Origin of the sequence: Acidovorax sp. sif0632 (assembly GCF_019218805.1) — a bacterium.
Lineage (GTDB): Bacteria > Pseudomonadota > Gammaproteobacteria > Burkholderiales > Burkholderiaceae_C > Acidovorax > Acidovorax facilis.
Map to the genome: position 1 here is coordinate 253,767 of NZ_JAHUWW010000004.1, position 24,841 is coordinate 278,607.

Genomic DNA, 24,841 nt, shown 5'->3' on the forward strand with positions numbered 1-24,841 from the left:
CCCACCGCCGCAAGGAGCTCCTGTGGACTTTCTCAAGATCCTCAAGTCATTTGAAGACTTTGTGTACGAGGCACTGATCTGGCTGATCCTGCTGCCCAAAACCCTGGTGCGCATCGTGCTGCGCCCGCGACAGATGGTGGCCTACGTGCAGGCCGAGCAAACCCGCGAAGGCGACGACCGCTACGGCGACGCCATCAGCCCGCCGCTGCTGCTCATCCTGTGCGTGCTGGTGTCCCATGTGTTCGACCTGGCCCTGCGCAAACAAGCGGCGCAAGAGATGGGAACGCTCGCGGCCGCACTGCTCAAGTCCGAGCAAAATCTGCTGCTGTACCGCACCATGGCGTTTGGAATCTGGTCTCTGGCAGGCGCCGTCTGGTACATGTGCCACAGCCGCCAGCCCATCCACCGCGTCAACCTGCGCAACCCGTTTTACGAACAGTGCTACCTGGTGGCACCGTTCGCAATGGTCATGTCGATCAGCACCACGTTCGCACTGTCGGGTGTGCTGCTCTCTGCATTCGGAGTGGGGCTTGCACTGTTGTCCCTGCTTTGGTTTTTTGTCGCCGAGTGGCACTGGGTGCGCGAGCGGGCGGGGTTAGGCGCGGGTCGTGCAGCGGTGGTGGCTGGAGGGCTGGTGTTGATGGGACTGGTGGCGAATACCGGACTGGGGTATCTGCTGAGGCATTTGTGAGGGTTTGGTTAGAACGAATTCGATATAGGGCACTGCCTCGTGCCCGCTGGCGCACTTCACCGTAGGGCAGAATTCGGCTAGGAGCGGTCCGTCACGAACGACCGCTTTCAGGCACGTCATGCGACGCACCCGACAACTACCCGGGATCGCGCAAGAATTAGACTCTTTCAACGATGCATCTATCTAGTCCAGCAGGCATCATTCACGTGGTCAACGAACCGACTTATTCCTTCGGCTCGACTGACAACGTCCGGTGTTACCCGCTTGAAGTGCAGCTCGCGGGTGGGGCGCAGCCCACTTCGGTTCATGGCGTCTTGCTGGATGATGAGCCAGTCGCAGTGATTTCAAACGGTGGTGGCGCAAGCGGAGTACATCAGCACTCGGCTGTCTTCAAGGACGGACTCTTGTATTTAGCTGTGGGAGACAGCATTGCGTGCTTGAGTCTCGAATCTGCCAAGTTAATTTGGTCGGTTAAGGTGGACTTGGCGACTTGCTTCGGCATCTACTTTGATGAGAACAACACTGCCCTCATTTCGCATGGGGAATTGGAAATTGCCCGACTGTCAGAGGTCGGAGAAATTCTCTGGCGCCAGTCAGGAGCCGACATTTTTTCAGAAGGCTTTGTCCTTCATCCCAAGTTCATCGAAGTCATTGACTTCAATAAACAAGCTTACTGGTTTCGCTACGAGGACGGCGTCCCAGTCTCACCTTGACCAGTCTCTTCATTCGACCGCTTTCCGGCAATCAGGTCAATCAGGCCTACTTCGGCTTCGGGCCCATGTCCGACATTTGACAACCTTCATGTGAACTGGTCATAAAACACCTCAATCTGGCTGGTAGCGACCAAAGCTTGGAGCGGAAAGACCAACCAAGGAGTTGCGACCTCCATGTCATTGAGGCGAACTAACAATTGATCTCGCACATCCGGTTTCACCTCCTGCCGCCAGTTCAGCACTTGGCCCCAGGTCGAACTCCCGTTCAAGTGCAAGGGAAACCGTGCGGACTGAACTGAAGCGCTATAGGCCGTTGGAAAGAGTCGCTTGTATGCCTGCAGGTTGTAGAGCCAAGAAACGCCGCGCACGGTTGTAGCGCGTGGCTCCGTGCGCTGAACATGCAATATCAGTTCTTGTAAATCGGCCCTCCTTGCGCTGGAATTCTCAATAGCAAGCGGACTGGAATTGATTCCATCTGGCGCAACGAAGTGGATGCGCAAGGTACCGTATGCATCGGGCGGATCGTAAGAAAAACAGCCGAACGACCGTTTGACTTCGATGTAGGAAAGAGATTGTTGGAACTCGGCACATAAAGCGACTTGCTCGGCACGGTTATCGACCGCGCTTTTTACCCTGTTCAGAAAGAGTTTCCACCTACTTGCGCCAGTGTCCCCCCACAGATTCAGCCTGCGTCGCAAGTTGGTACAACGGTCGATGGCGACGTCGAGAGGCACTGCCGCTTTCGCTGCGTAGTGCGTGGCAAATTTCAATTGCAGGGAGAAATAGTCTTCAAGCATGAATATGACGTTAGCACCGTCTTGCCAACTTCCACTTCTGGCCGATAGCAGCCGAGCGAGCTCCCGGTCCGGGCATGGATCATCAGGTGTTTTGTGCCAATTTTGATGAGCTGTGGCCGCTTTGCAATATGGCGCTACAGGCCATTTTGATTGCCGCCTCATCCTCTTGGCGATATGCCCCGGTCTCTCGGTATGAGCGATCGGTCCTCACCCTTGCCGCTGCCCCTCACATTCCCCCACCACCCAATTCCTGAACGCCTTCACCAACGGTGTTTGCGCCCGTGCCTCCGGGTACACCAAGTAGTACGCATCGGTGCTCGTCAGCACCTGGTCCGACAGCTCCACCAGGCTCCCCGCAGCCAGTTCCTGCGCAATCAAAAAGCGCGGCAGCAGCGCCGCGCCCAGGTGCGAGACAGCAGCCTGCGCAATCATCGCGAAGTGCTCGGACTGCGGACCGCGCAGGGCCAGGGCCGTGGGCACGCCCACCAGCTCAAACCATTCGGCCCACTGAGTGGGGCGGGTGCTCTGCTGCAGCAGCACCACGCGCGTGAGGTCTTGCGGTGTGTGAATGTTGTTGCGGTCGCGGTAGGTGGGGCTGCACACGGGCACGGTTTCTTCGTGCATCAGGTATTCGCATACGGCACCTGCCCAGTGCGGGGTGCCGAAGTGGATGGCGGCGTCAAACGGCGTGCCCGCAAAGTCAAACGGCTCGGTGCGGGCCGAGAAGTTGACCATGGCCTCGGGGTGCAGTGCCATGAAGCCGCCCAGGCGCGGGATGAGCCAGCGGGTGCCCAGCGTGGGCAGCACGGCCAGGTTGAGCAGGCCGTCGGTGCTGGAGAACGCCATGGCTTTTTGTGTGCTGGCTGACAGCTGCTGCAGCACGTTTTGCACGTCGGCCGCGTAGACCCGGCCCGCGTCGGTCAGCACCACGCGCTGGCGCACGCGGTGGAAGAGGGCGGTGCCGATTTGTTCTTCCAGCTGACGGATCTGGCGCGACACGGCGCTTTGGGTGAGGTGCAGCTCTTCGGCCGCGCGCGACACGCTCTGGTGACGGGCAGCGGCCTCAAAGGCCAGCAGGTCGGCGGTAGAGGGCAGGAAGGTTCGGCGCAGCAGGGTCATACTGGGTCATGCGTTGGGGGAATGATGGGTGACGCCAAAAATTGAGCCTTTTGAGCCCCTGTCGCTCATTGGGTATAGGGTGGCGGTCCTGATATTTTCAGGTACTTCATGCTGATTTGTGATTAAGTAGTTCCATTTTTTTGCTATCCAGCGCGGCGCGATTGGCGGATATTGGCGCATTCACTGCGTGTGTTTTCCCACGCTGTTTCCCTTTCTCTGCCTCCATCCAAGCTAGCGAGCCGCCATGTCCGCCACCCCTGTCGCCACCTCCCTCGTGTCCGAAGTCGATCAACTGCTGCAACGCCTGGGCGTGCCCCGCACGGCGTACACCGGCGGCACGCTGGCGGCGCGCTCGCCCATCACGGGCGAGGTGCTGGCCCAGGTGCCACAGCAAAGCGCGGCCGACGCCACGGCTGCCATCGGCCGCGCGCATGCGGCTTTCCAAGCGTGGCGCAATGTGCCCGCACCGCGCCGGGGCGAGCTGGTGCGCCTGCTGGGCGAGGAGCTGCGTGCCGCCAAGGCCGACCTGGGCCTGCTGGTGACCATCGAGGCGGGCAAGATCCCGTCCGAAGGCCTGGGCGAGGTGCAGGAGATGATCGACATTTGCGACTTTGCCGTGGGCCTGTCGCGCCAGCTGTACGGCCTGACGATTGCCACCGAGCGCCCCGGCCACCGCATGATGGAAACCTGGCATCCGCTGGGCGTGTGCGGCGTCATTTCGGCCTTCAACTTCCCGGTAGCCGTGTGGTCGTGGAACGCCGCGCTGGCACTGGTGTGTGGTGATTCAGTGGTGTGGAAGCCTTCGGAAAAGACCCCGCTCACGGCCCTGGCCACGCACGCGATTGCGCAGCGTGCCATCGCCCGTTTTGGTGCCGACGCACCCGAAGGCTTGCTGGAGCTGATCGTGGGCCAGCGCGACATTGGCGAGGTGCTGGTGGATGACGCCCGCGTGCCCGTGCTGTCGGCCACGGGCTCCACCGCCATGGGCCGCGCCGTGGGCCCGCGCCTTGCAGCGCGTTTTGCGCGCGGCATCCTGGAGCTGGGCGGTAACAACGCCGCCATCGTGGCGCCCTCGGCCGATTTGAACCTGGCCCTGCGCGGCATTGCGTTCGCCGCCATGGGCACGGCGGGCCAGCGCTGCACCACGCTGCGCCGTCTGTTTGTGCACGAGAGCATTTACGACCAGCTGGTGCCCCAGCTGACCAAGGTGTACGCCAACGTGCAGGTGGGCGACCCGCGCACGCCCGGCACGCTGGTGGGCCCGCTGATAGACCGCCCTGCGTTTGACGGCATGCAAAAAGCGCTGGAGCAAAGCCGCGCGCTGGGCGCTACGGTGCACGGTGGTGGCCGCGTGGAAGGCGTGGGCGGTGACCATGCGTACTACGTGCGCCCTGCGCTGGTGGAGCTGCAAAAACACGAAGGCCCCGCGCTGCACGAAACCTTTGCGCCCATTCTGTACGTGGTGCGCTACAGCAGCATCGACGAAGCCATTGCCATGAACAACGCCGTGGGAGCGGGCCTGTCGTCGTCCATCTTCACGCTCAATGTGCGCGAGGCCGAGCTGTTCATGTCGGCCGCTGGTTCGGACTGCGGCATTGCCAACGTGAACATTGGCCCCAGCGGCGCCGAGATTGGCGGCGCGTTTGGTGGCGAGAAGGAAACCGGCGGTGGCCGCGAAGCGGGCTCAGACAGCTGGAAGGCCTACATGCGCCGGGCGACGAACACCATCAACTACTCCACCGCATTGCCGCTGGCGCAGGGCGTGACGTTTGACGTGTAACCCACGCGCTGGTTGCCCTGTTCATGTTGATCGCTAAGGAATCACACCCCATCGTCATCATCGGCGGTGGTGTCATTGGCAGTGCGATTGCGTACTTCCTCACGCTGCAGCAACCGGGCTGCGAGGTGGTGGTGGTTGAGCGCGACCCGACCTATGCACGTGCATCGTCAGCGCTGTCGGCCAGCTCCATCCGCCAGCAGTTTTCGACCGACATCAACATCCAGATTTCGGCCTACGGCATTGGCTTTCTGCGCAACGTGGGCACGCTCCTGGCCTGCAACGGCGATGTGCCCAACATCGGTCTGCACGAAGGCGGCTACCTGTACCTGGCCACGCAGGCAGGCGAGGTCACGCTGCGCGAGAACCATGCGTTGCAAAGGCAGTACGGTGCCGATGTGGCGCTGCTCAGCCCGCAGCAGCTGGCCGGGCGATTTCCGTGGCTGGCACTGCAGGATGTGGCGCTGGGCTCGCTGGGCTTGTCGGGCGAAGGCTGGTTTGATGGCTACCTGCTGCTGACGGCGCTGCGCAAGAAGGCACTGAGCCAGGGCGTGCGCTATGTGGCCGATGACGCGGTAGGCCTCGACACTGCGGCCAGCGACGGCGTGCTGCATGTGAACGCAGTACGCCTGCAAAGCGGCACCGTGCTGCCTTGCCGCTACGCCGTGAACGCGGGCGGCCCGTGGGCGGCAGCCATTGCGGGCTGGGCGGGCATTGATTTGCCCGTGGTGGGCAAGCGTCGCACCGTCTTCAACCTGGCCAGCCCTGCGACGCTGCCGGGTTGCCCGCTGCTCATCGACACCAGTGGCATTTGGCTCCGGCCCGAGGGCAAAGGCTTCATCTGCGGCTTTGCGCCGGATGCGGACAACGACGCCGACTTTGCCCCGCTGGAGCCCGAGTACGACGCGTTTGACAACCACATCTGGCCCACGCTGGCCGAGCGCATTCCGGGCTTTGAGGCGCTGCGCATGCAGGGTGCCTGGGCGGGCTACTACGAGATGAACACCTTCGACCACAACGCCATCGTGGGCCTGCACCCGGCGTGCGACAACCTGGTGTTTGCCAACGGCTTTTCGGGGCACGGCCTGCAGCAGTGCCCGGCGGTGGGGCGCGGCCTAGCGGAGTGGATGTTGACGGGCGGCTACCAGAGCCTGGACCTGTCGCCGCTGTCCATCGAGCGCATTGCGCGCAACCAGCCGTTGCTGGAGAAAAACGTCATCTGAGCCTTGAGCCCCCTGCGGCGATGCCCCGGCGCACCGCCCGTTCGATTTTTCCTTTTTTGGTATTTCTGCTTTCGACGCTTTCCAACCTGCCAATCACAACACCACCGGAGACAACGACCATGGCAATTTCCCGCAAGACATTCACCGCGCTCGCCGCAGGGCTGGCACTGGCCTACACGGCTTTTGCACCCGCTCAGGCACAGACCCCATCCACCCCCACGCTGGAGAAAATTAAGGCATCTGGCAAGGCGGTGCTTGGCGTGCGCGAGACCTCGCCGCCCATGGCCTACGCACTCGGCGCCAACGAAAAATACGTGGGCTACCACGTGGAGCTGTGCGAGCGCGTGCTGAAAGAAGTCGCGCCCGACGCCAAGCTTGAATACATGGCCGTGACGGCGCAGAACACGCTGCCGCTGGTGCAAAACGGCACGCTGGACATCGGCTGCGGCCCCACCACCAACAACACGGCGCGCCAGCAGCAGGTGGCCTTTGCGGTGACCACCTACGTGAGCGAAGTGCGCATGGCGGTGCGCAAGGATTCGGACCTGAAGTCCATCAGCCAACTTGCCGGGCGCACCATCGCGGCATCCACCGGTACCACGGCAGTGCAGTTGCTGCGCAAGCAAGAGCGCGCACTGGGCGGCGGCGCCATCAAGACCGTGCTGGGCAAGGACCACCATGAGAGCTTCTTGCTGCTGGAAACAGGCCGTGCCGATGCCTTTGTGCTCGACGACAACCTGCTCGCCGGGATGATCGCCAACTCCAAGGACCCGTCGGCCTACCGCATCGTGGGCGAGCCGCTGGGTGCCGAGCCCATTGCGCTGCTGTTCCGCAAGGACGACCCCGCCTTCAAGGCGGCGGTGGACGGTGTTCTCACCAAGCTCATGCAAAGCGGCGAGATGGAAAAGATCTACACCAAGTGGTTCGTGAATCCCATTCCGCCCAAGAACATGAGCCTGAACCTGCCGCTGGGCACCACGCTGCGCCAGCTGTTTGCCACGCCCAACGACAAGCCCCTGGAGACCTACCAGCAATGAGCGCCGCCGTTCCTGCCACGGCCTTCCGCGCGGCCGACCGCATCAGCGCCATCGGTGTGTCCGACATCGTGCGCATCACCCAGGCCGCCAACGAGCTCAAGCGCCAGGGCCAGCCCGTCATCGTGCTGGGCCTGGGCGAGCCCGACTTTGACACGCCCGCCCACGTGATTGAAGCCGCGCAGCAGGCCATGGCGCAGGGTGACACGCACTACACGGTGCTGGACGGAACGCCCGCGCTCAAGGCGGCCATCCAGCTCAAGTTCCGCCGCGACAACGGCCTCGTGTTCGCCACCAACGAAATCACGGTGGGTGCGGGCGCCAAGCAGGTCATCTACAACGCGCTGATGGCCAGCCTGAATCCCGGCGACGAGGTGATCCTGCCCGCGCCGTACTGGACGTCGTACGCCGACATGGTGCTGATTGCCGGTGGCGTGCCTGTGGTGGTGCCCTGCAGCGAAGCCAACGGGTTTCGCATTACGCCCGAACAGCTCGACGCGGCCATCACGCCGCGCACGCGCTGGGTGTTCATCAACTCGCCCTCCAACCCCAGCGGCGCCGCCTACAGTGCCGAGCAGCTGCTGCCCGTGCTGGAAGTGGTGGAGCGCCACCCGCAGGCGTGGCTGCTGGCGGACGACATCTACGAACACATCCTGTACGACGGCCGCGCTTTTGCCACGCCCGCCGCTGTGCTGCCCTCGCTGCGCGATCGCACGCTGACGGTGAACGGTGTCTCCAAGGCCTATGCGATGACGGGCTGGCGCCTGGGCTACGGCGCAGGCCCCAAGGCATTGATCGCGGCCATGGCAGTGGTGCAAAGCCAGGCCACATCGTGCGCGTCGTCCATCAGCCAGGCCGCTGCGGTGGCTGCGCTCACCGGCCCGCAGGACGTGGTGGCCGAGCGCTGCCGAGCGTTTCAGGCGCGGCGCGACCTGGTGGTGGCGGCCCTCAACGCATCGCCGGGCCTGCGTTGCCGTGTGCCCGAGGGCGCGTTCTACACCTTTGCCAGTTGCGAAGGTGTGCTGGGCCGCACCACGCCGGGCGGTGTATTGCTTCGCACCGACGCCGATTTTTGCGACTACCTGCTGCGCGAGTTCCATGTGGCCGTGGTGCCAGGCAGCGTGCTGGGGCTGGCGCCGTACTTCCGTATCTCGTACGCTGCCAGCATGGCCGAACTGCAAGAGGCCTGCGCGCGCATCCAGCGCGCGTGTAAGGCACTGTTCTGAGTTCTTGTTCTGTTTTGTGAAATGACCGTCTGATATGACTACCGCACCCACCACCTCCCGCACGGGCGGCCAGATCCTGGTCCGCCAGCTCATCACCCACGGCGTGAAGCAGCTGTTCTGCGTGCCGGGCGAGAGCTATCTGGCCGTGCTCGATGCCCTGCACGATGCCGACATTGCCGTGACGGTGTGCCGCCAGGAAGGCGGCGCGGCCATGATGGCCGAGGCACAGGGCAAGCTCACGGGCCAGCCCGGCATCTGCTTTGTGACACGCGGGCCGGGCGCCACCAATGCGTCGGCCGGTGTGCACATCGCTCACCAGGACTCGACCCCCCTGATCCTCTTCGTGGGCCAGGTGGCACGCGGTGCCATGGGGCGCGAGGCGTTCCAGGAGCTGGATTACAGCGCGGTGTTTGGCACCATGGCGAAGTGGGTGGTGCAGATTGACGACCCGGCCCGTGTGCCCGAGCTGATCTCGCGCGCCTTCCACGTCGCCACCTCGGGCCGCCCCGGCCCGGTGGTGGTGGCGCTGCCCGAGGACATGCTGACCGAAGCCGCCAGCGTGGCCGATGCATTGCCCTACCAGGTGGCGGAGACGCACCCAGGGGCTGCGCAGATGGCCGAGCTGGCCCAACGCCTGAAAGCCGCGCACCAGCCCGTGGCAATCCTGGGCGGCAGCCGCTGGTCCGAGCAGGCGGTGCGCGAGTTTGTGGCGTTTGCCGAGGCTTGGTCGCTGCCGGTGTATTGCTCGTTCCGGCGACAAATGCTCTTCCCGGCCAACCACGCCTGCTATGGCGGCGACCTGGGCCTGGGGGTGAACCCGCGCCTGTTGGCTCGCATCCGCGAGTCCGATCTGGTGCTGGTGGTGGGCGGGCGCCTGTCAGAGATCCCGTCGCAGGGCTACGAGCTGTTTGCGATCCCCAACCCCACGCAGCCGCTGGTGCATGTGCATGCCGATGCCGATGAGCTGGGCAAGCTGTACCGGCCCGCGCAGGCCATCCACGCAACGCCGCAGGCATTCACGGCGGCGCTGGCGGGTGTGCGGCCAGCGGGGGCGGTGGCCTGGCATGCCCATGCGGAGATGGCACGGTCCGAGTACATCCTGTGGAGCGACACCAACCCCATCCAGATCCCCGGCGAGCTGCAGATGGGCCAGGTCATGCAGCATCTCAAGTCCACGCTGCCGGCCAACACCATCTTCTGCAACGGCGCAGGCAACTTTGCCACCTGGGTGCACCGCTTCTGGCCGTTTACCACTTATGCCAGCCAGCTGGCGCCCACCAGTGGCTCCATGGGTTACGGCCTGCCTGCGGGTGTGGGTGCCAAGCGCCTGTGGCCGCAGCGCGAGGTGGTGGTGTTTGCGGGCGACGGCGATTTCTTGATGCACGGACAGGAGTTTGCGACCGCTGTGCAGTACGGCCTGCCCATCATCGTGGTGCTGCTCGATAACGCCATGTACGGCACCATCCGCATGCACCAGGAGCGTGAGTACCCCGGCCGCATCAGCGCCACCCAGCTCAAGAATCCGGACTTCAAAGCCTACGCCCAGGCCTTTGGCGGGCATGGAGAGCGGGTAGAGCGCACCGAAGACTTCGCTCCGGCTCTTGCCCGTGCACGCGCGAGCGGCCTGCCCAGCGTGTTGCACTGTTTGATCGACCCCGAGGCCATCACGCCCACGGGCACGCTGCAGGGCATTCGCAGCGCGGCGATGGCCAAGCGATAGCCAAGCGATAGCACCGTCATGCCCGGTGGCAGCAGTCTGTCACTGTGCCGCGCACAATAGCGGGCGTGACCGTTTCAGCGCCCGATTTCCCCGATAACGAGCCCGCAACTGCCGCCCCACCTCAGCGCCAGGGGCAGCGGCTGCGCCGCATCGCCCATCTCGATATGGATGCCTTTTTCGCATCTGTCGAACTGCTGCGCTACCCGCAGCTCAAGGGCCTGCCCGTGGTGATTGGGGGCGGGCGGCGCAAGGTGGATGAACTGTTGTTGCAAGGCCCGGATGGCACGGGCTTGCGCGAGCGGCATTTCATCCCGGTGGAGGACTTTCCGCTGCTCAAGGACTATGTGGGCCGGGGCGTGATCACCACCGCCACCTACCCCGCGCGGCAGTTTGGTGTGGGCTCGGCCATGGGGATGATGAAGGCCGCCAAGCTGTGCCCGCAGGCCATTGTGTTGCCGGTGGATTTTGACGAGGTGCGGCGGTTTTCACGCCTGTTCAAAAGCACCATCATGGAGATAGCCCCCGTGATGCAAGACCGGGGCGTGGACGAGGTGTACATCGACTTCACCGACGTGCCCGGCGGCCAGCGCGAAGGGGGCAGGGTGCTGGCGCGGCTCATCCAGAAGAGCATCTTTGACGTGACCGGGCTGACTTGCTCGATTGGCGTGGCGCCCAACCGGCTGCTGGCCAAGATGGCCAGCGAGTTCAACAAGCCCAACGGCATCTCCATCGTTTACGAGGAAGACCTGCAGACCAGGATCTGGCCGCTCAATGTGCGCAAAATCAATGGCATTGGCCCCAAGGCCGGTGAGAAGCTGGCACGGCTGGGCATCGAAACCATCGGGCAGCTGGCGGCGCAGGATGAGCAATGGCTGATGGGCCACTTTGGCAAGTCCACCGGGGCGTGGATGCACCGGGTGGCCTGGGGGCGGGACGACAGCCCGGTGGTGACCGAGAGCGAGCCCGTGAGCATGAGCCGCGAGACCACGTTCGACCGCGACCTGCACGCAGTGCGGGACCGCGCTGAACTGGGCGCGATCTTCACCGACCTGTGTATGCGCCTGGCAGAAGACCTGCAGCGCAAGGGCTATGTGGCGCGCACCATCGGCATCAAGCTGCGCTACGACGACTTCAAGATCGCCACGCGCGACCACACGGCGAACCTCTACACGGCCGACGGCGCCACCATCCGCCAGCTGGCCGGGCAGTGTCTCAAACGCGTGCCGCTGGACAAGCGCCTGCGGCTGCTGGGCGTGCGGGCCAGCACGCTGGCGCGGCGGGGCGAAGAGCCCGTGCTGGAGCCACGGGCTGGGGCAACGGCAGAAGCGCGCCGACGCAAGCCAGGCTCCGCAGATCGCGCAGATGGCGCAGAGGGTGTGGGTGGCACGGCGCAGCTTTTTTAGCGCGGGTTGACGTCGTTTCCTGCCAGTTCACGGCCCGGTGGGGTCGTGGCAATCGGCGTAAACACCCAGAGTGGGACCTGCCTGCACCGCCTGTTGCGTTCCTATACTCGCCCGCATATGGCCACTGCCACCGATGTTCCTTCCGCCAACCTGCAAGCGTTGATCCGCGCCGCAGCCGGGGGAGACCATGCCGCCTTCGCGCAGATCTACCAGCGCACCCACGTGCATCTGTTCGGCGTTGCCGTGCGTATGTTGGGACAAGGACAGGCGGCCGAGGATGTGCTGCAAGAGGCGTATGTGAGCATCTGGAAGAACGCTGGGAGCTACCGCAGCGAAGTGGGCGGGCAGCCTATCCAGCCCATGACATGGCTGATCGCCATCGTGCGCAACAAGGCGCTGGACGCCTTGCGTGTCCGCGCCCGGCGGCCTGAAAGCGCCTGGAACGACACCACGGAGCTTGCAGGCAGTGATGGGGATGGCCGCGACGCGATGGGTGCTGCGTCTGCATTGGCCCCCGCACCCAGCGCGATGCATCTGCTGGAGCAGGCCACCCAGGCGCTGCGCATCGACGGCTGCATGAATGCGCTGGAGGGGAGCTACCGGCAAAGCCTGGCACTGGCTTACTACCAAGGCCTGTCGCATTCCGAAGTGGCGGCCCAGATGGGCGCGCCGCTAGGTTCGGTCAAGGCGTGGATCCGGCGGGGCCTGGAGCGCCTGAAAAGCTGCCTGTCCGCGCAAGGGATGGGCGCATGAGGTACACCCACCCCGCGCTGCTGGACCACCTAGCGTCTGCCTATGTGCTGGGCACGCTGGGCGGTGGCGCGCGCCGCCGCTTCGAGCGGCTGCTGCGCGATCGCGGCGACGTGCAGTTGCTGGTGGCGCAGTGGGAAGGGCGGCTGGGGATGCTGGCCAGTTCGGTGCCGGTGCAACAGCCACCGCAGCGCGTGTGGGCCGCCATAGAGGCGCGCACCCGGCCGCGCGATGTGAAAGACGCAGCCCCGCAGGGCGGTTGGGCCGGTGTGCTGTGGCGGCGCCATGGTGTGTTGCAGGGCTTGGCGGGTGTGGTGTTGGGTGTGGTGGCCACCGTGGCCCTGGTGGCTGCGGTGCCAACCTTGTTTGTGTCGAGCGACCAGGTGGCCTTGCGCGCAGGGGACAAACTGCCGCAGGCCTATGTGGGCCTGCTGACGGACGAGGCGGGCAACGGCAAGGTGCTGGTGAGTTCGCTGCGCCATGGACGCACGCTGACGGTGAAGGTCATCGGGCCTATCACGCTTCCAGCGATGCCAGCGATGCCAGCGACGATGGCGGGTGCAGCCCCCCAGCTGGTGCTGTGGGCGGTGCCAGCTGACGGTGCCCCGTTTGTGTTGGGCACGGTGCCGGTGGCGGGTTCTGCGGTGTCGGTGTTGTCCGATACGTCGGAGAAGCTGCTGCTCAAGGTCAGCAAACTCATGGTGACGCTGGAGACATCGGCAACGCCGCAGGTGCCCAGCAGCACCGTGCTTTTCACCGGCAACTGCGCCAAGCTGTGGTGAGCGGCGCAAGGCCTCCATCGGCTTTGCATAAATAATTGCCCGGATGCTGCATCCGTTTTGCATTCCGTGTCGTTTATCTGAGGTGCCGGTCTCCGGCATGGGGCCAGCGCGGCCTCAGACCATTCCAACTTCACGTTTTCAGGAGCCTCCCATGCCTTCATTCCCTGTTCGCCCCTTGATGTCTGCGCCCCTGCTGAGCCTGGCGCTGGTGCTGGTGCCCGTGTTGGCACTGCCCATGGCCCACGCGGCCGATATGCCCACCACGCCAGTGGAGAATGCACGCATCGATGACTTTGCCGTGGGCAAAAAAGCCATCGAAGCCAAGAACTGGGCGCTGGCGGCCAGCAGCTTCAGCAAGGTGGTGGCCCAGAATCCGCAGAACGCCGATGCCTATAACCTGCTGGGCTACTCCAACCGTTGGCTCGGCAAATACGACGAGGCGTTTGCGGCCTACAACAAGGCACTGGCGCTGGACCCCCGCCACAAGGGAGCGCTGGAATACTCGGGCATGGGCTACCTCAAGGTTGGCCAGAAGGCGCAGGCCGAAGCCCAGCTCGCCAAGCTGCAGGCCATCTGCGCGCAGTGCGAGGAGACCACCGATCTGGCCAAGGCCATTGCGGCCTACAAGCCGGCGCAGTAAGAGCGGCTAAAAGCCCTTCCTGCGTTGTTGCTGCGTCTGGTCGTACTACCCGTACTGCCTGCGACGCAGCGCCTCGCCAGAACCGCTGCGCTGGGTTTTGTTATCCGCTTTGTATCGTTTTCAGGCGCCTGATTTTTAGTGTGTAAGGCGCTGTTGGCCCGTTAGACTTGATCGGTATCAAGCGGTAACGAATAGCGTGCCGCGCTGCCTGCCTCTGCTGCAGGCCCATCAGGAGCCAACATGCGCATCAACCTGCCGGTGACCCAGCAGAACTTCGACTATTCCGGCGATGAACTGCTGGTGTCCAGCACCAACACCAAGGGCGAGATTACCCACTGCAATCCAGCGTTCGTTCGCGTGAGCGGCTACAGCTACGACGAACTCATTGGGCAGCCGCACAACCTCATCCGCCACCCCGACATGCCCGCCGAGGCCTACAGGGATCTGTGGCGGACCGTCGGCCGGGGCGAGCCGTGGACAGGGATTGTCAAAAACCGCCGCAAAAACGGCGACCACTATTGGGTGCGCGCCAACGTCACCCCCATCATGGAAGGCGGCAAGCCGCGCGCCTACATGTCGGTGCGCACCAAGCCCAGCGCGGCAGAAATTTCTGCTGCCGAAGCCCTGTATGCCCAGATGCGCAGCGAGGCGGCATCGGGCGCGAGCAGCTTCTACCTGGACTCGGGCAACGTGCGCTACCGGGGAGTGCGTGGCTGGCAGCAGCACCTGGCGCAGATGGCGTTGCTGCCCCGCATGGCGATCCTGCTGCTGGTAACGGTGCTGCTGGCCTTGTTGCCCGATGTGATGGGTCTGCAAGGCACCACCGCCTGGGTAGCCCGCTTGGTGTTGCTGTTACTGGGGGTGGGGTGGACGCTGTGGCGCTTTCAGGCCACCGTGTTGCAGGGCGTGCACGATGCCACCCGCTTCGCGTCCGACATCTCGGCCTGCAACCTGGCCACGTCGGTGGGCACTGACTATCCCCAACCTCTGGGCGCGCTGATGCAGCGCCTGCTGCAGACCCAGGTCAATCTGCGCGCAGTGGTGGGCGATGTGCGCACCGAGGTGCGCAACTTCATTGACTCAGCCGACGAGATCTCGCGCGGCGGCCTGGACCTGTCGGCCCGCACCGAATCGCAGGCCAGCAGTCTGGAAGAGACTGCTGCGGCCATGGAGCAACTGGCCAGCACGGTGCTGGAGACCTCCGAGACTGCCGCCAAGGTCTCGCGCGAGAGCGCGCAGAGCAGCGACATCGCCAAGCGCGGCGGCCAAGCGGTGCAAGAGGTGGGCGCCGCCATGCAGCAGATGAAGTTGTCGTCCACCAAGATCAGCGAAATCGTGGGCGTGATCGAGGGCATCGCCTTCCAGACCAATCTGCTGGCCCTGAACGCCGCCGTCGAGGCGGCCCGTGCCGGCGAGCAGGGGCGGGGTTTTGCGGTGGTGGCGGGTGAGGTGCGGGCGCTGGCCCAGCGCAGCGCCAGCTCCGCCAAGGAGATCAGCGGTCTGATCGGCGTGACGGTGAACCAGATCGCCAGCGGTGCCCAGCAGATGGGCCATGCAGGCACCACCATTGAGGGCGTGGTCGATGCAGTGGAGCGCGTGAGCACGCTGGTGCAGCAGATCAGCAGTGCCACCAAAGAGCAGTCGCAAGGCATCGCCCAGGTCAACGAGGCGGTGACGCAGCTGGACACCGTGACGCAGCAGAACGCGGCGCTGGTCGAGGAGTCTGCGGCGGCGGCGCAGGGGCTCAAGGAAAGTGCGGTGTCGCTGGGCCGCTCGGTGGATGTGTTCCGGCTGGGGTAACGGGTAACGGGTGCTGTGGCGAGCGACCGCCAGCCACGCAGACCTTGACGAATGCTTACTCGTAACTTACAGTGATTTTCCCGTTTTCCGGGAGATCACCATGACCCTCAACGAGCTGCAACGCATCAAGCAGTGGCATGTCGCGCACAAGGCAGACCACCCGCTCGAATACCACCTGTGGGACCTGGTGTTGACGGTCTGGATGCTGGGCTGGGTGGGCTGGTTTCCCATCATCGCTTTTGGCGAGCCGTGGACCGCGCCGCTGTGCCTGATGGGTATCTTCGGGCCCAGCCTCTATGTCACCTGGCGAACGCGTGCCCACCTGCGCCACACCCTGCGGTGCGACTGGATCGATGCGCGGAGCTGATGGACGCGACTGACGGCGGCTGGGCCTACTGCCGTGCCGTGCGCACGTTGCGCGGCAGACCTTGCGGGTGGCTGGTGCGCAGCGGGTTGATGTCCAGCCCGCCCCGGCGCGTGTAGCGCGCGTACACAGTCAGTTTGATGGGTTTGCAGCGCGTCCACACATCCATGAAGATGCGCTCCACGCACTGCTCGTGGAACTCGTTGTGGTTGCGAAAGCTCACCAGGTACTGCAGCAGCCCTTCCTGGTTGATCTGCGGGCCGCTGTAGCTGATCTGCACACTGCCCCAGTCGGGCTGGCCGGTCACCAGGCAGTTGCTTTTGAGCAGGTTGCTGGTCAGTGTTTCGGTCACGGGTGCTTCGTTGAACGTGGCCGTCAGCAATTCGGGGGCTGGCTGGTACTGCGTGCATTCCACATCCAGGCGGTCCAGGCTCAGGCCGTCCAGTTCATGCACGGGTTCCTGGTCGAACAGATCCGGCGCGATGAGCCTCACGCCCACGGTGGCCGGGTGTTCCGCGCCGCGCCACGCGGCTTCACTGATGTCGGTGCGGATGCGCGCCTGCACTTCGGCCGCATCGGCAAAACGGGTGTTGTTGAAGCTGTTCAAGTACAGCTTGAACGACTTACTCTCCACGATGTTGGGCGTTTCGCACGGCACGGTGATGTGCGCCAGCGCCACCTGCGGCTTGCCGCGCAGGTTCAGCCACGACAGCTCGAAGGCCGTCCACAGGTCGGCCCCGAAGAACGGCGCGGCGCCGGTGATCCCGATTTCGGCGCGCTTGCCAGAGCGGGGGATGGGGAACAGCAGCGATGCGTCGTACTGGTCCACGTAGGCGGAGGACTTGCCGAGTTGGGATTGTTCCGGGGTGTTCATAAATGCTATTAAATTTATAGCTAATAGCGCTTTATGGATAAGCGCTAGAGCCTGTTTTTACTTGAATTCCCGTTCGCGCAGCCACTTGGTGGCGATCCACTTCTCGCCCGCGATCACCGGCGCACCGCCGTGCAGCGTGCGGGTGGACGGGTGCGGGCGCTCATAGCTGAAGAACACCGCATTGCCGCGCTGCGGCGCGACCTCCAGGTGCACGTCGGGGAAGGTGGTGCCGCCGCCTTTTTCGGGGGTGTTCAGGTACATCACCAGTGTGCCCACACGTTGCCCGCCGCGCTGGACGATGGTGGGTGTGCCGGGCTCGGCGGGGTCGAAGTAGTCGTAGTGCGGCTTGTACTCGGCGCCTGGGCGGTAGTGCAGCACCTGCAGGCCCTCGCCGTTCTCGATGGGCCAGTTCAGCAGGCGCGCAATACGTTCTTCGATGCGCTGGATCAGCGGGCTCTGGCCGCGCTGGAAGAACATGCCGTCGCTGGTGCGGTCGTCATTGATTTCCTCGCCGCCCGTCTTGGTGGCCACGGTGAGCGAGCGCGCCATGCGCGGCGCAGCGTCCGCGATGAGGGCGTCGCATTCTTCGGGCGAGAGCAGGTTGCCAAACACCACGATGCGCGGCTGGGCCATGGCCAGCAGCACATTCACGGTGCGATCGCCACAGTCCACCTGGGCGGGCGATGCATCCAGCTGGGGCTCGGGCACAGGCACGGCGGCGGGCTGGCCTTGTTGTACGGCCAGTTCGTTCAGGTGGTCTTGCAGCGTGACCTCCAAGGCGTCGGCGGCCACGTCTTCATCCCAGCCCGCATCGCGCATGGACTGCAGCACCACAGGCGCGGCGTAGCCGGCCTGGGCCTGTTCGATGATCCAGCGGCGCAGCTCGGGCGTGATGGCCTGCCGCGCGGTGCTGGCGCGCTGGTGGGTGGTTGTGGTGCTGCTGTCGGGGTGCTGCTCAGAACGCGATGCCATGGCGGTCCTTCAACGTGAATGGGGTTAGCAGTTTCAGGCGGTGGGAGGGGTCTTGCGCCGGAAGACCAAGCGCTCGGGCTCGGATGATGCCGGGGCAAAGGCATAGCCGTCCAGATCAAACCCCTCGAGCTTGTGCGGCGTGGCCACGCGGTGCGTGATCGCATAGCGCGCCATCAGGCCCCGCGCACGTTTGGCATGGAAGCTGATGATCTTGTAAGCGCCGCCTTTCCAGTCTTCGAACACACATTCGATGACACGGGCCTTGAGCGCCTTGCGGTCGACGGACTTGAAGTATTCCTGCGACGCCAGGTTGACCACCACGGGGGTCGTGTCGGCGCGCAGGCGGGTGTTGAGGTGCTCGGCAATCTGGCTGCCCCAGAACTGGTACAGGTTGCTGCCTGCGCTGGTGGCCAGGCGCGTGCCCATTTCCAGGCGGTAGGGCTGCATGCGGTCCAGCGGCCGCAGCACGCCATAGAGGCCGCTCAAGATGGCCACATGGCTTTGTGCCCAGTCCCGGTCCTGCGGGGCGAGCGTGCGGGCGTCCAGTCCCTCGTACACATCGCCGTTGAAGGCCAGCAGCGCCTGGCGCGAGTTGGCGGCCGTGAAACGGGGGCGCCAGGCCTGGTAGCGCGCCACGTTCAGCGCGGCGAGCTTGTCACTCAGGTCCATCAGCGAAGCGATTTGCTGCGGAGATTGCTCGCGCAGCACCTCAATGAGCGCGGTGGATTGCGCCACAAACTGGGGCGTGGTGTGTGGCAGGCCTTCGGGCAAGGGCGTGTCGTAGTCGAGCGATTTGGCGGGAGACAGCAGGAACAGCATGGAGGCAGAAGGTCCGTGGATCTCGGAAGGTGCAGCAGGTGGCCGGGTGGGCTGCTGCGATTCTGGGGAGGCGGTGGCTCGAAATGGTACCTGTTGAAGGACTGTCTTCGGGCGCTTGCGGGCATTCGCAGGCTCCCGCAAAAAAAGAAGGCGGCCTGGGCCGCCTTCTTTTTGCATAGCTGCGGCTCCCTGAGGGGCAGCAGCTGTTTTCAGCGCATCAGGCCGAGGGAGTCTGCTCAAACGGCAGCTTCATGGCAGACAGGTCGCGGCGGGTTTCCACCAGCACCAGCGGGCCTTCGTCCAGCACTACTGCAGGTGGGCGCTCGCGCGGCACGCGGATGGGCTTGGGCTCGGCGGCAATCGCAGCTTGCACAGCAGCGATCTTGTCCATGTCGGAGTTGACCCACTGCAGGCCCGACGCGGCAGCCACTTGCTGCAGCTCGTCGATGGGCAGTGCGAACGCCTGGACGCGGGGCAGACCGTTCGCAGCGGGTACCACCGGTGCGACGGGTGCCGCAGAGGGTGCAGGTGCTGCAACAGGCGCTGGTGCCGCCACAGGTGCTGGCGCGGCCGCCACCGGGGCTGCTACCGGCGCGGCGACAGGTGCAGCAACGGGGGCCGGTGCGTGGGCCGGGGCGGGCACGGGTGCTGCCACAGGCGCTGGCGCGGGTGCCGCTGCCGCTGGCTCCGCTGCAGGGGCCGTGAAGTAGCTGCGGCGTGGCGCTTCGTCCTGCGCGGGTGCTGGCTCGGCCTGCGTGGGGTCGAAATCCAGCATCGCCGGTGCGGCGGCTTCGGCATTGCCGTTGTTGTCACGCGGACCGCGTTCGCCACGCTCGCGGCGGTCACGGCCGTAGCGGTCGCGCGAACGGCGCTCGCGACGCTGTTCTTCTGCAGCGGCTCCATTGCCGTTGGGCTGAGCGTCGTTGCCGGACAGGTCCAGATCGGGCAAGGCAGCCAGTGGCGCTGTGTCGGCAAAGTCGCCAGGCGCTGCGGCAGCGGCCGTTTCCTGGGCTTCCACCGCGCGGGGGGCGCGCTCGCCACGTTCGCCACGGTTGCCGCGATCCCCACGTTCACGGCGTGGGCCGCGTTCGCCACGGGGCTGCTGGGTGGGTTGGACTTCTGTGCTGTTGCCGGGATTGCCAGCGTTGGGGCCTTCCACCTGTGCGGTCACGGCGGTGTTGTTATCACCGTTCAAGCCTGCGTTCTGGTTGCGCGGCTCGGTGTTGTCGCGGCGGCCACGGCCGCCTCCTTCACGCCCTTCGCGTCCATTGCGGCCACCGTCGCGGCCTTGGCCTTCGCGGGCCTCGCCTTCGGGGCGGCGCTCGGCGTCGCGGGGTGCGCGGCCTTCGGCCGAGCGTTCGCCACGGCGGCCCCGGCCTTCGCCGTTGCCTTCGCGGTTGCCGTCACGGGGTGCGCCTTCGCGCTGGCCGTCCCGGTTGCCATCGCGGCCACCACGGCGGCCACGGCCTTCACCGTTGCGGCCATCGCGGCGGGGTTCGCCACGGGCGGTGGTCTCCGGGGCTGCTGCTGGTGCGGGCGCGGCCACGGGGGCAGGGGCTGCCGGTGTGGTGCCAACGCCGAACAGGCTCTTGATCCACCCAAAGAAGCCTTGCTCTTGGGGGGCGGCCGCAGCCGGGGCCGGGGTTGCCACGGGGGCGGGTGCTGGCGCGGTCGCAGCGGCGGGGCGCTGGCCAGCGCGTGGTGGGCGGGCGGCGCCTTCGGCACGGGGCTCGGCCACCGGGGCGGGTGCGTCGGGCAACACGCCCTTGATCACCGGCGTCTGCTTGTTGGTGGGCTCTTGCGAGCGGCGCGTCACGGCCGTGGGGTCTTCCACCTCTTCAGCAAGCTTGTAGCTGGCTTCGATGTGGTCCAGGCGCGGGTCGTCGTGCTTGAGGCGCTCCAGGCGATAGTTGGGGGTTTCCAGCGTCTTGTTGGGCACCATCAGCACGGCCACGCGCTGCTTGAGTTCGATCTTGGCGATCTCGGTGCGCTTCTCGTTCAGCAGGAACGAGGCCACTTCCACCGGCACCTGGCAGTGCACGGCGGCCGTGTTGTCCTTCATCGATTCTTCTTGAATGATGCGCAGGATCTGCAGGGCCGACGATTCGGTGTCGCGGATGTGGCCCGAGCCGCCGCAGCGAGGGCAGGGGATGGACGAGCCTTCGCTCAAGGCGGGCTTGAGGCGCTGGCGGCTCATTTCCATCAGGCCGAACTTGCTGATGGTGCCGAACTGCACGCGGGCGCGGTCCTGGCGGAGCGCGTCGCGCAGGCGGTTTTCCACTTCGCGGCGGTTCTTGCTCTCCTCCATGTCGATGAAGTCGATCACGATCAGGCCGCCCAGGTCGCGCAGGCGCATCTGGCGGGCCACTTCGTCGGCAGCTTCCAGGTTGGTGCGGGTGGCGGTTTCCTCGATGTCGCCGCCCTTGATGGCGCGGGCCGAGTTCACGTCCACGGACACCAACGCTTCGGTGTGGTCGATCACGATGGCGCCACCCGAGGGCAGCTGCACGGTGCGGGCGTAGGCCGATTCGATCTGGTGCTCGATCTGGAAGCGGCTGAACAGGGCGGCGTCGTCGCGGTAGCGCTTCACGCGGGCGGCATGCTCGGGCATGACGTGCGCCATGAACTGCTGTGCCTGTTCGTAGATGTCGTCGGTATCGATGAGGATGTCACCGATGTCGTTGTTGAAGTAGTCGCGGATCGCGCGGATCACCAGGCTCGATTCCTGGTAGATCAGGAAGGCGCCCTTGCCACCCTTGGCGGCGCCGTCGATGGCATTCCAGAGCTTGAGCAGGTAGTTCAGATCCCACTGCAGCTCGGGCGCGGTGCGGCCAATGCCGGCGGTGCGCGCGATGATGGACATGCCGTTCGGGTATTCGAGCTGGTCCATCGCCTCCTTGAGCTCGGCGCGGTCCTCGCCCTCGATGCGGCGCGATACGCCACCGCCCCGGGGGTTGTTGGGCATCAGCACCACATAGCGGCCGGCCAGCGAGACGAAGGTGGTCAGGGCCGCGCCCTTGTTGCCGCGCTCTTCCTTTTCAACCTGAACCAGCAGTTCCTGGCCTTCCTTGATCACCTCATTGATGCGCGCCTGGCTGGGCGAGACACCGGGGGTGAAGTAGCTGCGCGAGATTTCCTTGAACGGCAGGAAGCCATGGCGGTCTTCGCCGTAGTCCACAAAACAGGCTTCCAGCGAGGGCTCGACGCGCGTGACGACGGCCTTGTAGATGTTGCCCTTGCGCTGTTCGCGCCCTTCGATTTCGATTTCGTAGTCGAGGAGTTTTTGTCCGTCGACGATGGCCAGGCGCCGTTCTTCGGGCTGCGTGGCGTTGATGAGCATCCGCTTCATGATGCGATTCCTTCAGTGTTTCGCGGACAGCAGCGGAGCAGCCAACCGTGACCCACGGAGAGGGCTGCGCGGGCTGCCGCCCACAGTTTCCAAACCAATACAACAAGCTCTACAGGAGCTGTGAATGCCTGGACTGACGCATCGAAACGAAGGGAATTGCCGGGGATGCCAATGATCTGCCGCGCTCTAGCGCAGCATCGGGAGGCAGGGGCGCGTGGATGGGGGCGAGTGGTAGGAACGCAGTTTTGCTAGCAAAAGAGTAGCTGGTTGCGCTTGCTGGCTGTGCGCTGAGGGCGATTTTGAGCATGCAGCCAAAGGCCGCAGCCTCCGCCACAGGGTCACCATCCATGCCATCAACAACCACATGCTCGCTTAGATCCGCTGGCAGGCTGCGCCCGGGTAGGGAACATCTGCCAGCTTGGGGGATTCCGTATCAGTGTTTCAATCTGTCAGCCCGCCGCACGGCGTGCTGGCCACCACAGGCATCTGGCCTGCAATCTGCGCGCACGACGCCCGCTGGCATCGACCTGCCTGCACGAGGGGCAAGGGCTGTGTGGACTAAACTCCAGACAAATCAACCACTTACATAACAACGCGCAGGTGAAACACATTATAGGGGCCAAACCGCCCGCCGCCCCTGGGGGGCTTCCCGCAGCCCGCCTGGTGGAAGTGGATGCTGACTCCGCAGGCCAGCGGCTCGATAACTTTTTGATACGCCACTTGAAAGGTGTGCCTAAAACGCATGTCTACCGCATCATCCGCAGCGGCGAGGTGCGCATCAACAAAGGCCGCGTGAGTGCCGACACCCGCGTGGAAGCCGGTGACGTGGTGCGCCTGCCTCCTGTTCGAATTTCAGACAAGGTGGCCGAGAAGGCCGAGCGCCCGGCGCCCGCGCGCGAATTCCCCATCCTGCTCGAAGACGAGCACCTGATCGCCATCGACAAACCTGCCGGTGTAGCGGTGCATGGCGGGAGCGGGGTGAGCTTTGGCGTGATCGAGCAGCTGCGCCAGGCGCGGCCGGCCTCCAAGTTCCTGGAACTGGTGCACCGGCTGGACCGCGACACCTCGGGCATCCTGCTGGTGGCCAAGAAGCGGTCAGCGCTTACCCACCTGCAGGACCAGTTCCGCGAGCGAGAAACGGGAAAGACCTATCTGGCACTGGTCACGGGCACCTGGCCTGCCAACAAAAAAGTCATCGACCTGCCCCTGCACAAATACCTGCAGGCCGACGGCGAGCGCCGCGTGCGTGTGACCACGGCCGACGACCCGGATGGCATGCGGTCCATCACACTGGTCAAGGTGCGCAGCACCGTGCCCGCGCGCGCTGCGCAGGGCCTGCCCGCCATGTCGTTGCTGGAGGTGACCATCAAGACCGGTCGCACCCACCAAATTCGTGTGCACCTGGCCAGCCAGGGCCACGCCATCGTCGGGGACGACAAATACGGCGACTTTGACCTCAACAAGCGCCTTCAGAAGCTCTCGATGAAGCGCATGTTCCTGCACGCATGGCGGTTACAGTTCAATCACCCCGCTTCGGGCGAGCGTGTGCAGCTGATTGCCGAGCTGCCCCCCGAGCTGGCTGATTTTGTGTCCCCTGCCTGACGATCCTGCGCGAAGAACCCCCTCCATGTCTGCCAAAAACTTCCGTCCGCGCCGCTTCGACCTCATCGCCTTTGACTGGGATGGCACCCTGTTCGACTCCACCGCCATCATCGTGCGCTGCATCCAGGCGGCGGTGCGTGACGTGGGTGGCACCGTGCCCACCGACAAAGAGGCGGCCTATGTGATTGGCATGGGCTTGATGCAGGCCCTGGCCCATGCGGCGCCGGATGTGCCACCCGAAAAGTACACCGAGCTGGGCAACCGCTACCGCTTCCACTACATCCAGCACCAGGACGACCTGAGCCTGTTCGACGGCGTACTGCCCCTGCTGAACGACCTGCGTGAACGCGGCCACCTGCTGGCCGTGGCCACGGGCAAAAGCCGTCGCGGGCTGGACGATGCGCTGCACTCGGTGGACTTGCGCGGCGTGTTCGACGGCTCGCGCACCGCCGACCAGACCGCTGGCAAGCCGCACCCGCTGATGCTACAGGAGCTGATGGCCGAATTTGACGTGGCGCCGGAGCGCCTGCTGATGATTGGCGACACCACCCACGACCTGCAGATGGCGGTCAACGCACGCTGTGCGAGCGTGGGGGTGAGCTATGGCGCCCATGAGCCCGACGCCTTTCACGCGCTCCAGCCGCTGGCGGTCGTGCATTCGGTGCGCGAGCTGCACGATTGGCTGCTGCACAACGCGTGACGCCGGATATTGGAGCGGGACGAGCCCATGACCACACCACCCGATCAGCCCATTGCGCTGTGCAACAGTGCCGACCTCGTCGATGGGGGCTTGGCGGTTCCGTTTGATGTGCAGTACGCAGGTCAGACCTGCCGGGCCTTTGCGATCCGCTACCAGGGCCTGCCGCATGCCTACCTGAACCGCTGCACCCATGTGGCCATGGAGATGGACTACCAGCCGGACCGCTTTTTTGACGACACGGGCCACTGGCTGCTGTGTGCCACCCACGGGGCCGCCTACCTGCCGAGCACCGGCCAGTGCGCGGGCGGCCCGTGCCGCGGCGGGCTGGTGAAAATTGCTTTGTCCGAAAGCGATGGTGTGGTGCACTGGCATACTGCCTACAACCTGCAACCCGTAGAGTTCTAGAAAATCCAGATGAATTACCCTTATGTGCTGTCGCCTGGTGCCAGCCAGTGCGGTGCGCGGGCGGCAGTGTTGCAGTGCCCA

The 24,841-nt window shown here is 64.8% G+C and carries 22 protein-coding genes; 16 read left to right on the top strand and 6 right to left on the bottom strand.

Annotation, left to right across the window (positions count from 1 at the left end):
• Positions 1-22 precede the first annotated feature (22 nt).
• Both KW832_RS14810 and KW832_RS14815 read left to right on the top strand, forming a co-directional pair.
• A complete protein-coding gene (locus tag KW832_RS14810) occupies positions 23-691 on the top strand; it encodes a hypothetical protein (RefSeq protein ID WP_218300529.1) in 669 nt (222 codons plus the stop codon).
• A 206-nt stretch (positions 692-897) separates the two neighbouring features.
• On the top strand, positions 898-1,404 hold the full coding sequence (locus tag KW832_RS14815) for a hypothetical protein (RefSeq protein WP_370633151.1): 507 nt from the start codon (positions 898-900) through the stop codon (positions 1,402-1,404).
• Between the two features lie 86 nt (positions 1,405-1,490).
• Here KW832_RS14815 and KW832_RS14820 read toward each other — a convergent pair whose 3' ends face one another.
• Positions 1,491-2,201, bottom strand: coding sequence for a hypothetical protein (locus KW832_RS14820; RefSeq protein ID WP_255577762.1), 711 nt, complete (start codon positions 2,199-2,201; stop codon positions 1,491-1,493).
• Positions 2,202-2,408: 207 nt separating this feature from the next.
• Complete coding sequence (locus KW832_RS14825; protein WP_218300531.1) at positions 2,409-3,320, bottom strand: LysR family transcriptional regulator; 912 nt, start codon at positions 3,318-3,320, stop codon at positions 2,409-2,411.
• Between the two features lie 244 nt (positions 3,321-3,564).
• Between KW832_RS14825 and KW832_RS14830 the strand changes: the two genes are divergently transcribed.
• From KW832_RS14830 to KW832_RS14880, 11 genes are all read left to right on the top strand, one after another.
• Complete coding sequence (locus tag KW832_RS14830; protein ID WP_218300532.1) at positions 3,565-5,100, top strand: aldehyde dehydrogenase family protein; 1,536 nt, start codon at positions 3,565-3,567, stop codon at positions 5,098-5,100.
• Between the two features lie 23 nt (positions 5,101-5,123).
• The gene (locus tag KW832_RS14835) at positions 5,124-6,320 is read left to right on the top strand and encodes an FAD-binding oxidoreductase (RefSeq protein WP_218300533.1); all 1,197 of its coding nucleotides are present in this window, start codon (positions 5,124-5,126) and stop codon (positions 6,318-6,320) included.
• 119 nt (positions 6,321-6,439) lie between these two features.
• Entirely contained in the window at positions 6,440-7,357 is a 918-nt protein-coding gene (locus KW832_RS14840) for an amino acid ABC transporter substrate-binding protein (protein WP_218300534.1), read from the top strand.
• Positions 7,354-8,580 carry a pyridoxal phosphate-dependent aminotransferase gene (locus tag KW832_RS14845; RefSeq protein ID WP_218300535.1) on the top strand — a complete coding sequence of 409 codons (1,227 nt, stop codon included), beginning with the start codon at positions 7,354-7,356 and terminating at the stop codon, positions 8,578-8,580. Before KW832_RS14840 ends, KW832_RS14845 begins: the two co-directional genes overlap by 4 nt.
• Positions 8,581-8,614: 34 nt before the next feature.
• Entirely contained in the window at positions 8,615-10,300 is a 1,686-nt protein-coding gene (locus KW832_RS14850; protein ID WP_218300536.1) for a thiamine pyrophosphate-binding protein, read from the top strand.
• Between the two features lie 164 nt (positions 10,301-10,464).
• Positions 10,465-11,703 (top strand): DNA polymerase IV, encoded by a 1,239-nt coding sequence (locus tag KW832_RS14855; protein WP_121505733.1) that lies wholly within the window; start codon positions 10,465-10,467, stop codon positions 11,701-11,703.
• A gap of 117 nt (positions 11,704-11,820) precedes the next feature.
• Positions 11,821-12,456, top strand: coding sequence for a sigma-70 family RNA polymerase sigma factor (locus KW832_RS14860; protein WP_218300537.1), 636 nt, complete (start codon positions 11,821-11,823; stop codon positions 12,454-12,456).
• Positions 12,453-13,235: an anti-sigma factor domain-containing protein gene (locus tag KW832_RS14865; RefSeq protein ID WP_218300538.1), complete on the top strand. Its 783-nt coding sequence runs from the start codon at positions 12,453-12,455 to the stop codon at positions 13,233-13,235. Before KW832_RS14860 ends, KW832_RS14865 begins: the two co-directional genes overlap by 4 nt.
• Before the next feature lie 151 nt (positions 13,236-13,386).
• Entirely contained in the window at positions 13,387-13,875 is a 489-nt protein-coding gene (locus KW832_RS14870) for a tetratricopeptide repeat protein (RefSeq protein ID WP_121420787.1), read from the top strand.
• 240 nt (positions 13,876-14,115) lie between these two features.
• Complete coding sequence (locus KW832_RS14875; RefSeq protein WP_218300539.1) at positions 14,116-15,675, top strand: PAS domain-containing methyl-accepting chemotaxis protein; 1,560 nt, start codon at positions 14,116-14,118, stop codon at positions 15,673-15,675.
• Positions 15,676-15,775: 100 nt separating this feature from the next.
• A complete protein-coding gene (locus tag KW832_RS14880; protein WP_121505738.1) occupies positions 15,776-16,042 on the top strand; it encodes a hypothetical protein in 267 nt (88 codons plus the stop codon).
• 25 nt (positions 16,043-16,067) lie between these two features.
• Here the strand turns inward: KW832_RS14880 and queF are convergent, their stop codons facing one another.
• From queF to KW832_RS14900, 4 genes are all read right to left on the bottom strand, one after another.
• Positions 16,068-16,913: an NADPH-dependent 7-cyano-7-deazaguanine reductase QueF gene (gene queF / locus KW832_RS14885; protein WP_218300540.1), complete on the bottom strand. Its 846-nt coding sequence runs from the start codon at positions 16,911-16,913 to the stop codon at positions 16,068-16,070.
• A gap of 57 nt (positions 16,914-16,970) precedes the next feature.
• A complete protein-coding gene (locus KW832_RS14890; protein WP_176886649.1) occupies positions 16,971-17,885 on the bottom strand; it encodes a 2OG-Fe(II) oxygenase in 915 nt (304 codons plus the stop codon).
• Between the two features lie 33 nt (positions 17,886-17,918).
• Complete coding sequence (yaaA, locus tag KW832_RS14895) at positions 17,919-18,704, bottom strand: peroxide stress protein YaaA (RefSeq protein WP_218300541.1); 786 nt, start codon at positions 18,702-18,704, stop codon at positions 17,919-17,921.
• A 217-nt stretch (positions 18,705-18,921) separates the two neighbouring features.
• Positions 18,922-22,053 carry an Rne/Rng family ribonuclease gene (locus KW832_RS14900; RefSeq protein ID WP_218300542.1) on the bottom strand — a complete coding sequence of 1,044 codons (3,132 nt, stop codon included), beginning with the start codon at positions 22,051-22,053 and terminating at the stop codon, positions 18,922-18,924.
• A gap of 600 nt (positions 22,054-22,653) precedes the next feature.
• Between KW832_RS14900 and KW832_RS14905 the strand changes: the two genes are divergently transcribed.
• Genes KW832_RS14905 through KW832_RS14915 form a run of 3 tightly spaced genes read left to right on the top strand, consistent with a single transcriptional unit; the run spans position 22,654 to position 24,760 of the window.
• Positions 22,654-23,655 (top strand): RluA family pseudouridine synthase, encoded by a 1,002-nt coding sequence (locus KW832_RS14905; protein ID WP_176886646.1) that lies wholly within the window; start codon positions 22,654-22,656, stop codon positions 23,653-23,655.
• Between the two features lie 25 nt (positions 23,656-23,680).
• Positions 23,681-24,355, top strand: coding sequence for an HAD family hydrolase (locus tag KW832_RS14910; RefSeq protein ID WP_055395306.1), 675 nt, complete (start codon positions 23,681-23,683; stop codon positions 24,353-24,355).
• Between the two features lie 27 nt (positions 24,356-24,382).
• Positions 24,383-24,760: a Rieske 2Fe-2S domain-containing protein gene (locus KW832_RS14915; RefSeq protein WP_055395307.1), complete on the top strand. Its 378-nt coding sequence runs from the start codon at positions 24,383-24,385 to the stop codon at positions 24,758-24,760.
• The last annotated feature ends 81 nt before the right edge of the window (positions 24,761-24,841 follow it).

Excerpts from the sequence above, each read along its gene's own strand:
- KW832_RS14845 (WP_218300535.1), top strand. The coding sequence starts at position 7,354 with ATGAGCGCCGCCGTTCCTGCCACGGCCTTCCGCGCGGCCGACCGCATC.
- KW832_RS14835 (WP_218300533.1), top strand. The coding sequence starts at position 5,124 with ATGTTGATCGCTAAGGAATCACACCCCATCGTCATCATCGGCGGTGGT.
- KW832_RS14850 (WP_218300536.1), top strand. The coding sequence starts at position 8,615 with ATGACTACCGCACCCACCACCTCCCGCACGGGCGGCCAGATCCTGGTC.
- KW832_RS14880 (WP_121505738.1), top strand. The coding sequence starts at position 15,776 with ATGACCCTCAACGAGCTGCAACGCATCAAGCAGTGGCATGTCGCGCAC.
- KW832_RS14910 (WP_055395306.1), top strand. The coding sequence starts at position 23,681 with ATGTCTGCCAAAAACTTCCGTCCGCGCCGCTTCGACCTCATCGCCTTT.
- yaaA (WP_218300541.1), bottom strand. The coding sequence starts at position 18,704 with ATGCTGTTCCTGCTGTCTCCCGCCAAATCGCTCGACTACGACACGCCC.
- KW832_RS14855 (WP_121505733.1), top strand. The coding sequence starts at position 10,465 with ATGGATGCCTTTTTCGCATCTGTCGAACTGCTGCGCTACCCGCAGCTC.
- KW832_RS14875 (WP_218300539.1), top strand. The coding sequence starts at position 14,116 with ATGCGCATCAACCTGCCGGTGACCCAGCAGAACTTCGACTATTCCGGC.
- KW832_RS14820 (WP_255577762.1), bottom strand. The coding sequence starts at position 2,201 with ATGCTTGAAGACTATTTCTCCCTGCAATTGAAATTTGCCACGCACTAC.
- KW832_RS14865 (WP_218300538.1), top strand. The coding sequence starts at position 12,453 with ATGAGGTACACCCACCCCGCGCTGCTGGACCACCTAGCGTCTGCCTAT.
- KW832_RS14900 (WP_218300542.1), bottom strand. The coding sequence starts at position 22,053 with ATGAAGCGGATGCTCATCAACGCCACGCAGCCCGAAGAACGGCGCCTG.
- KW832_RS14840 (WP_218300534.1), top strand. The coding sequence starts at position 6,440 with ATGGCAATTTCCCGCAAGACATTCACCGCGCTCGCCGCAGGGCTGGCA.
- KW832_RS14915 (WP_055395307.1), top strand. The coding sequence starts at position 24,383 with ATGACCACACCACCCGATCAGCCCATTGCGCTGTGCAACAGTGCCGAC.
- KW832_RS14890 (WP_176886649.1), bottom strand. The coding sequence starts at position 17,885 with ATGGCATCGCGTTCTGAGCAGCACCCCGACAGCAGCACCACAACCACC.
- KW832_RS14825 (WP_218300531.1), bottom strand. The coding sequence starts at position 3,320 with ATGACCCTGCTGCGCCGAACCTTCCTGCCCTCTACCGCCGACCTGCTG.
- queF (WP_218300540.1), bottom strand. The coding sequence starts at position 16,913 with ATGAACACCCCGGAACAATCCCAACTCGGCAAGTCCTCCGCCTACGTG.
- KW832_RS14830 (WP_218300532.1), top strand. The coding sequence starts at position 3,565 with ATGTCCGCCACCCCTGTCGCCACCTCCCTCGTGTCCGAAGTCGATCAA.
- KW832_RS14860 (WP_218300537.1), top strand. The coding sequence starts at position 11,821 with ATGGCCACTGCCACCGATGTTCCTTCCGCCAACCTGCAAGCGTTGATC.
- KW832_RS14870 (WP_121420787.1), top strand. The coding sequence starts at position 13,387 with ATGCCTTCATTCCCTGTTCGCCCCTTGATGTCTGCGCCCCTGCTGAGC.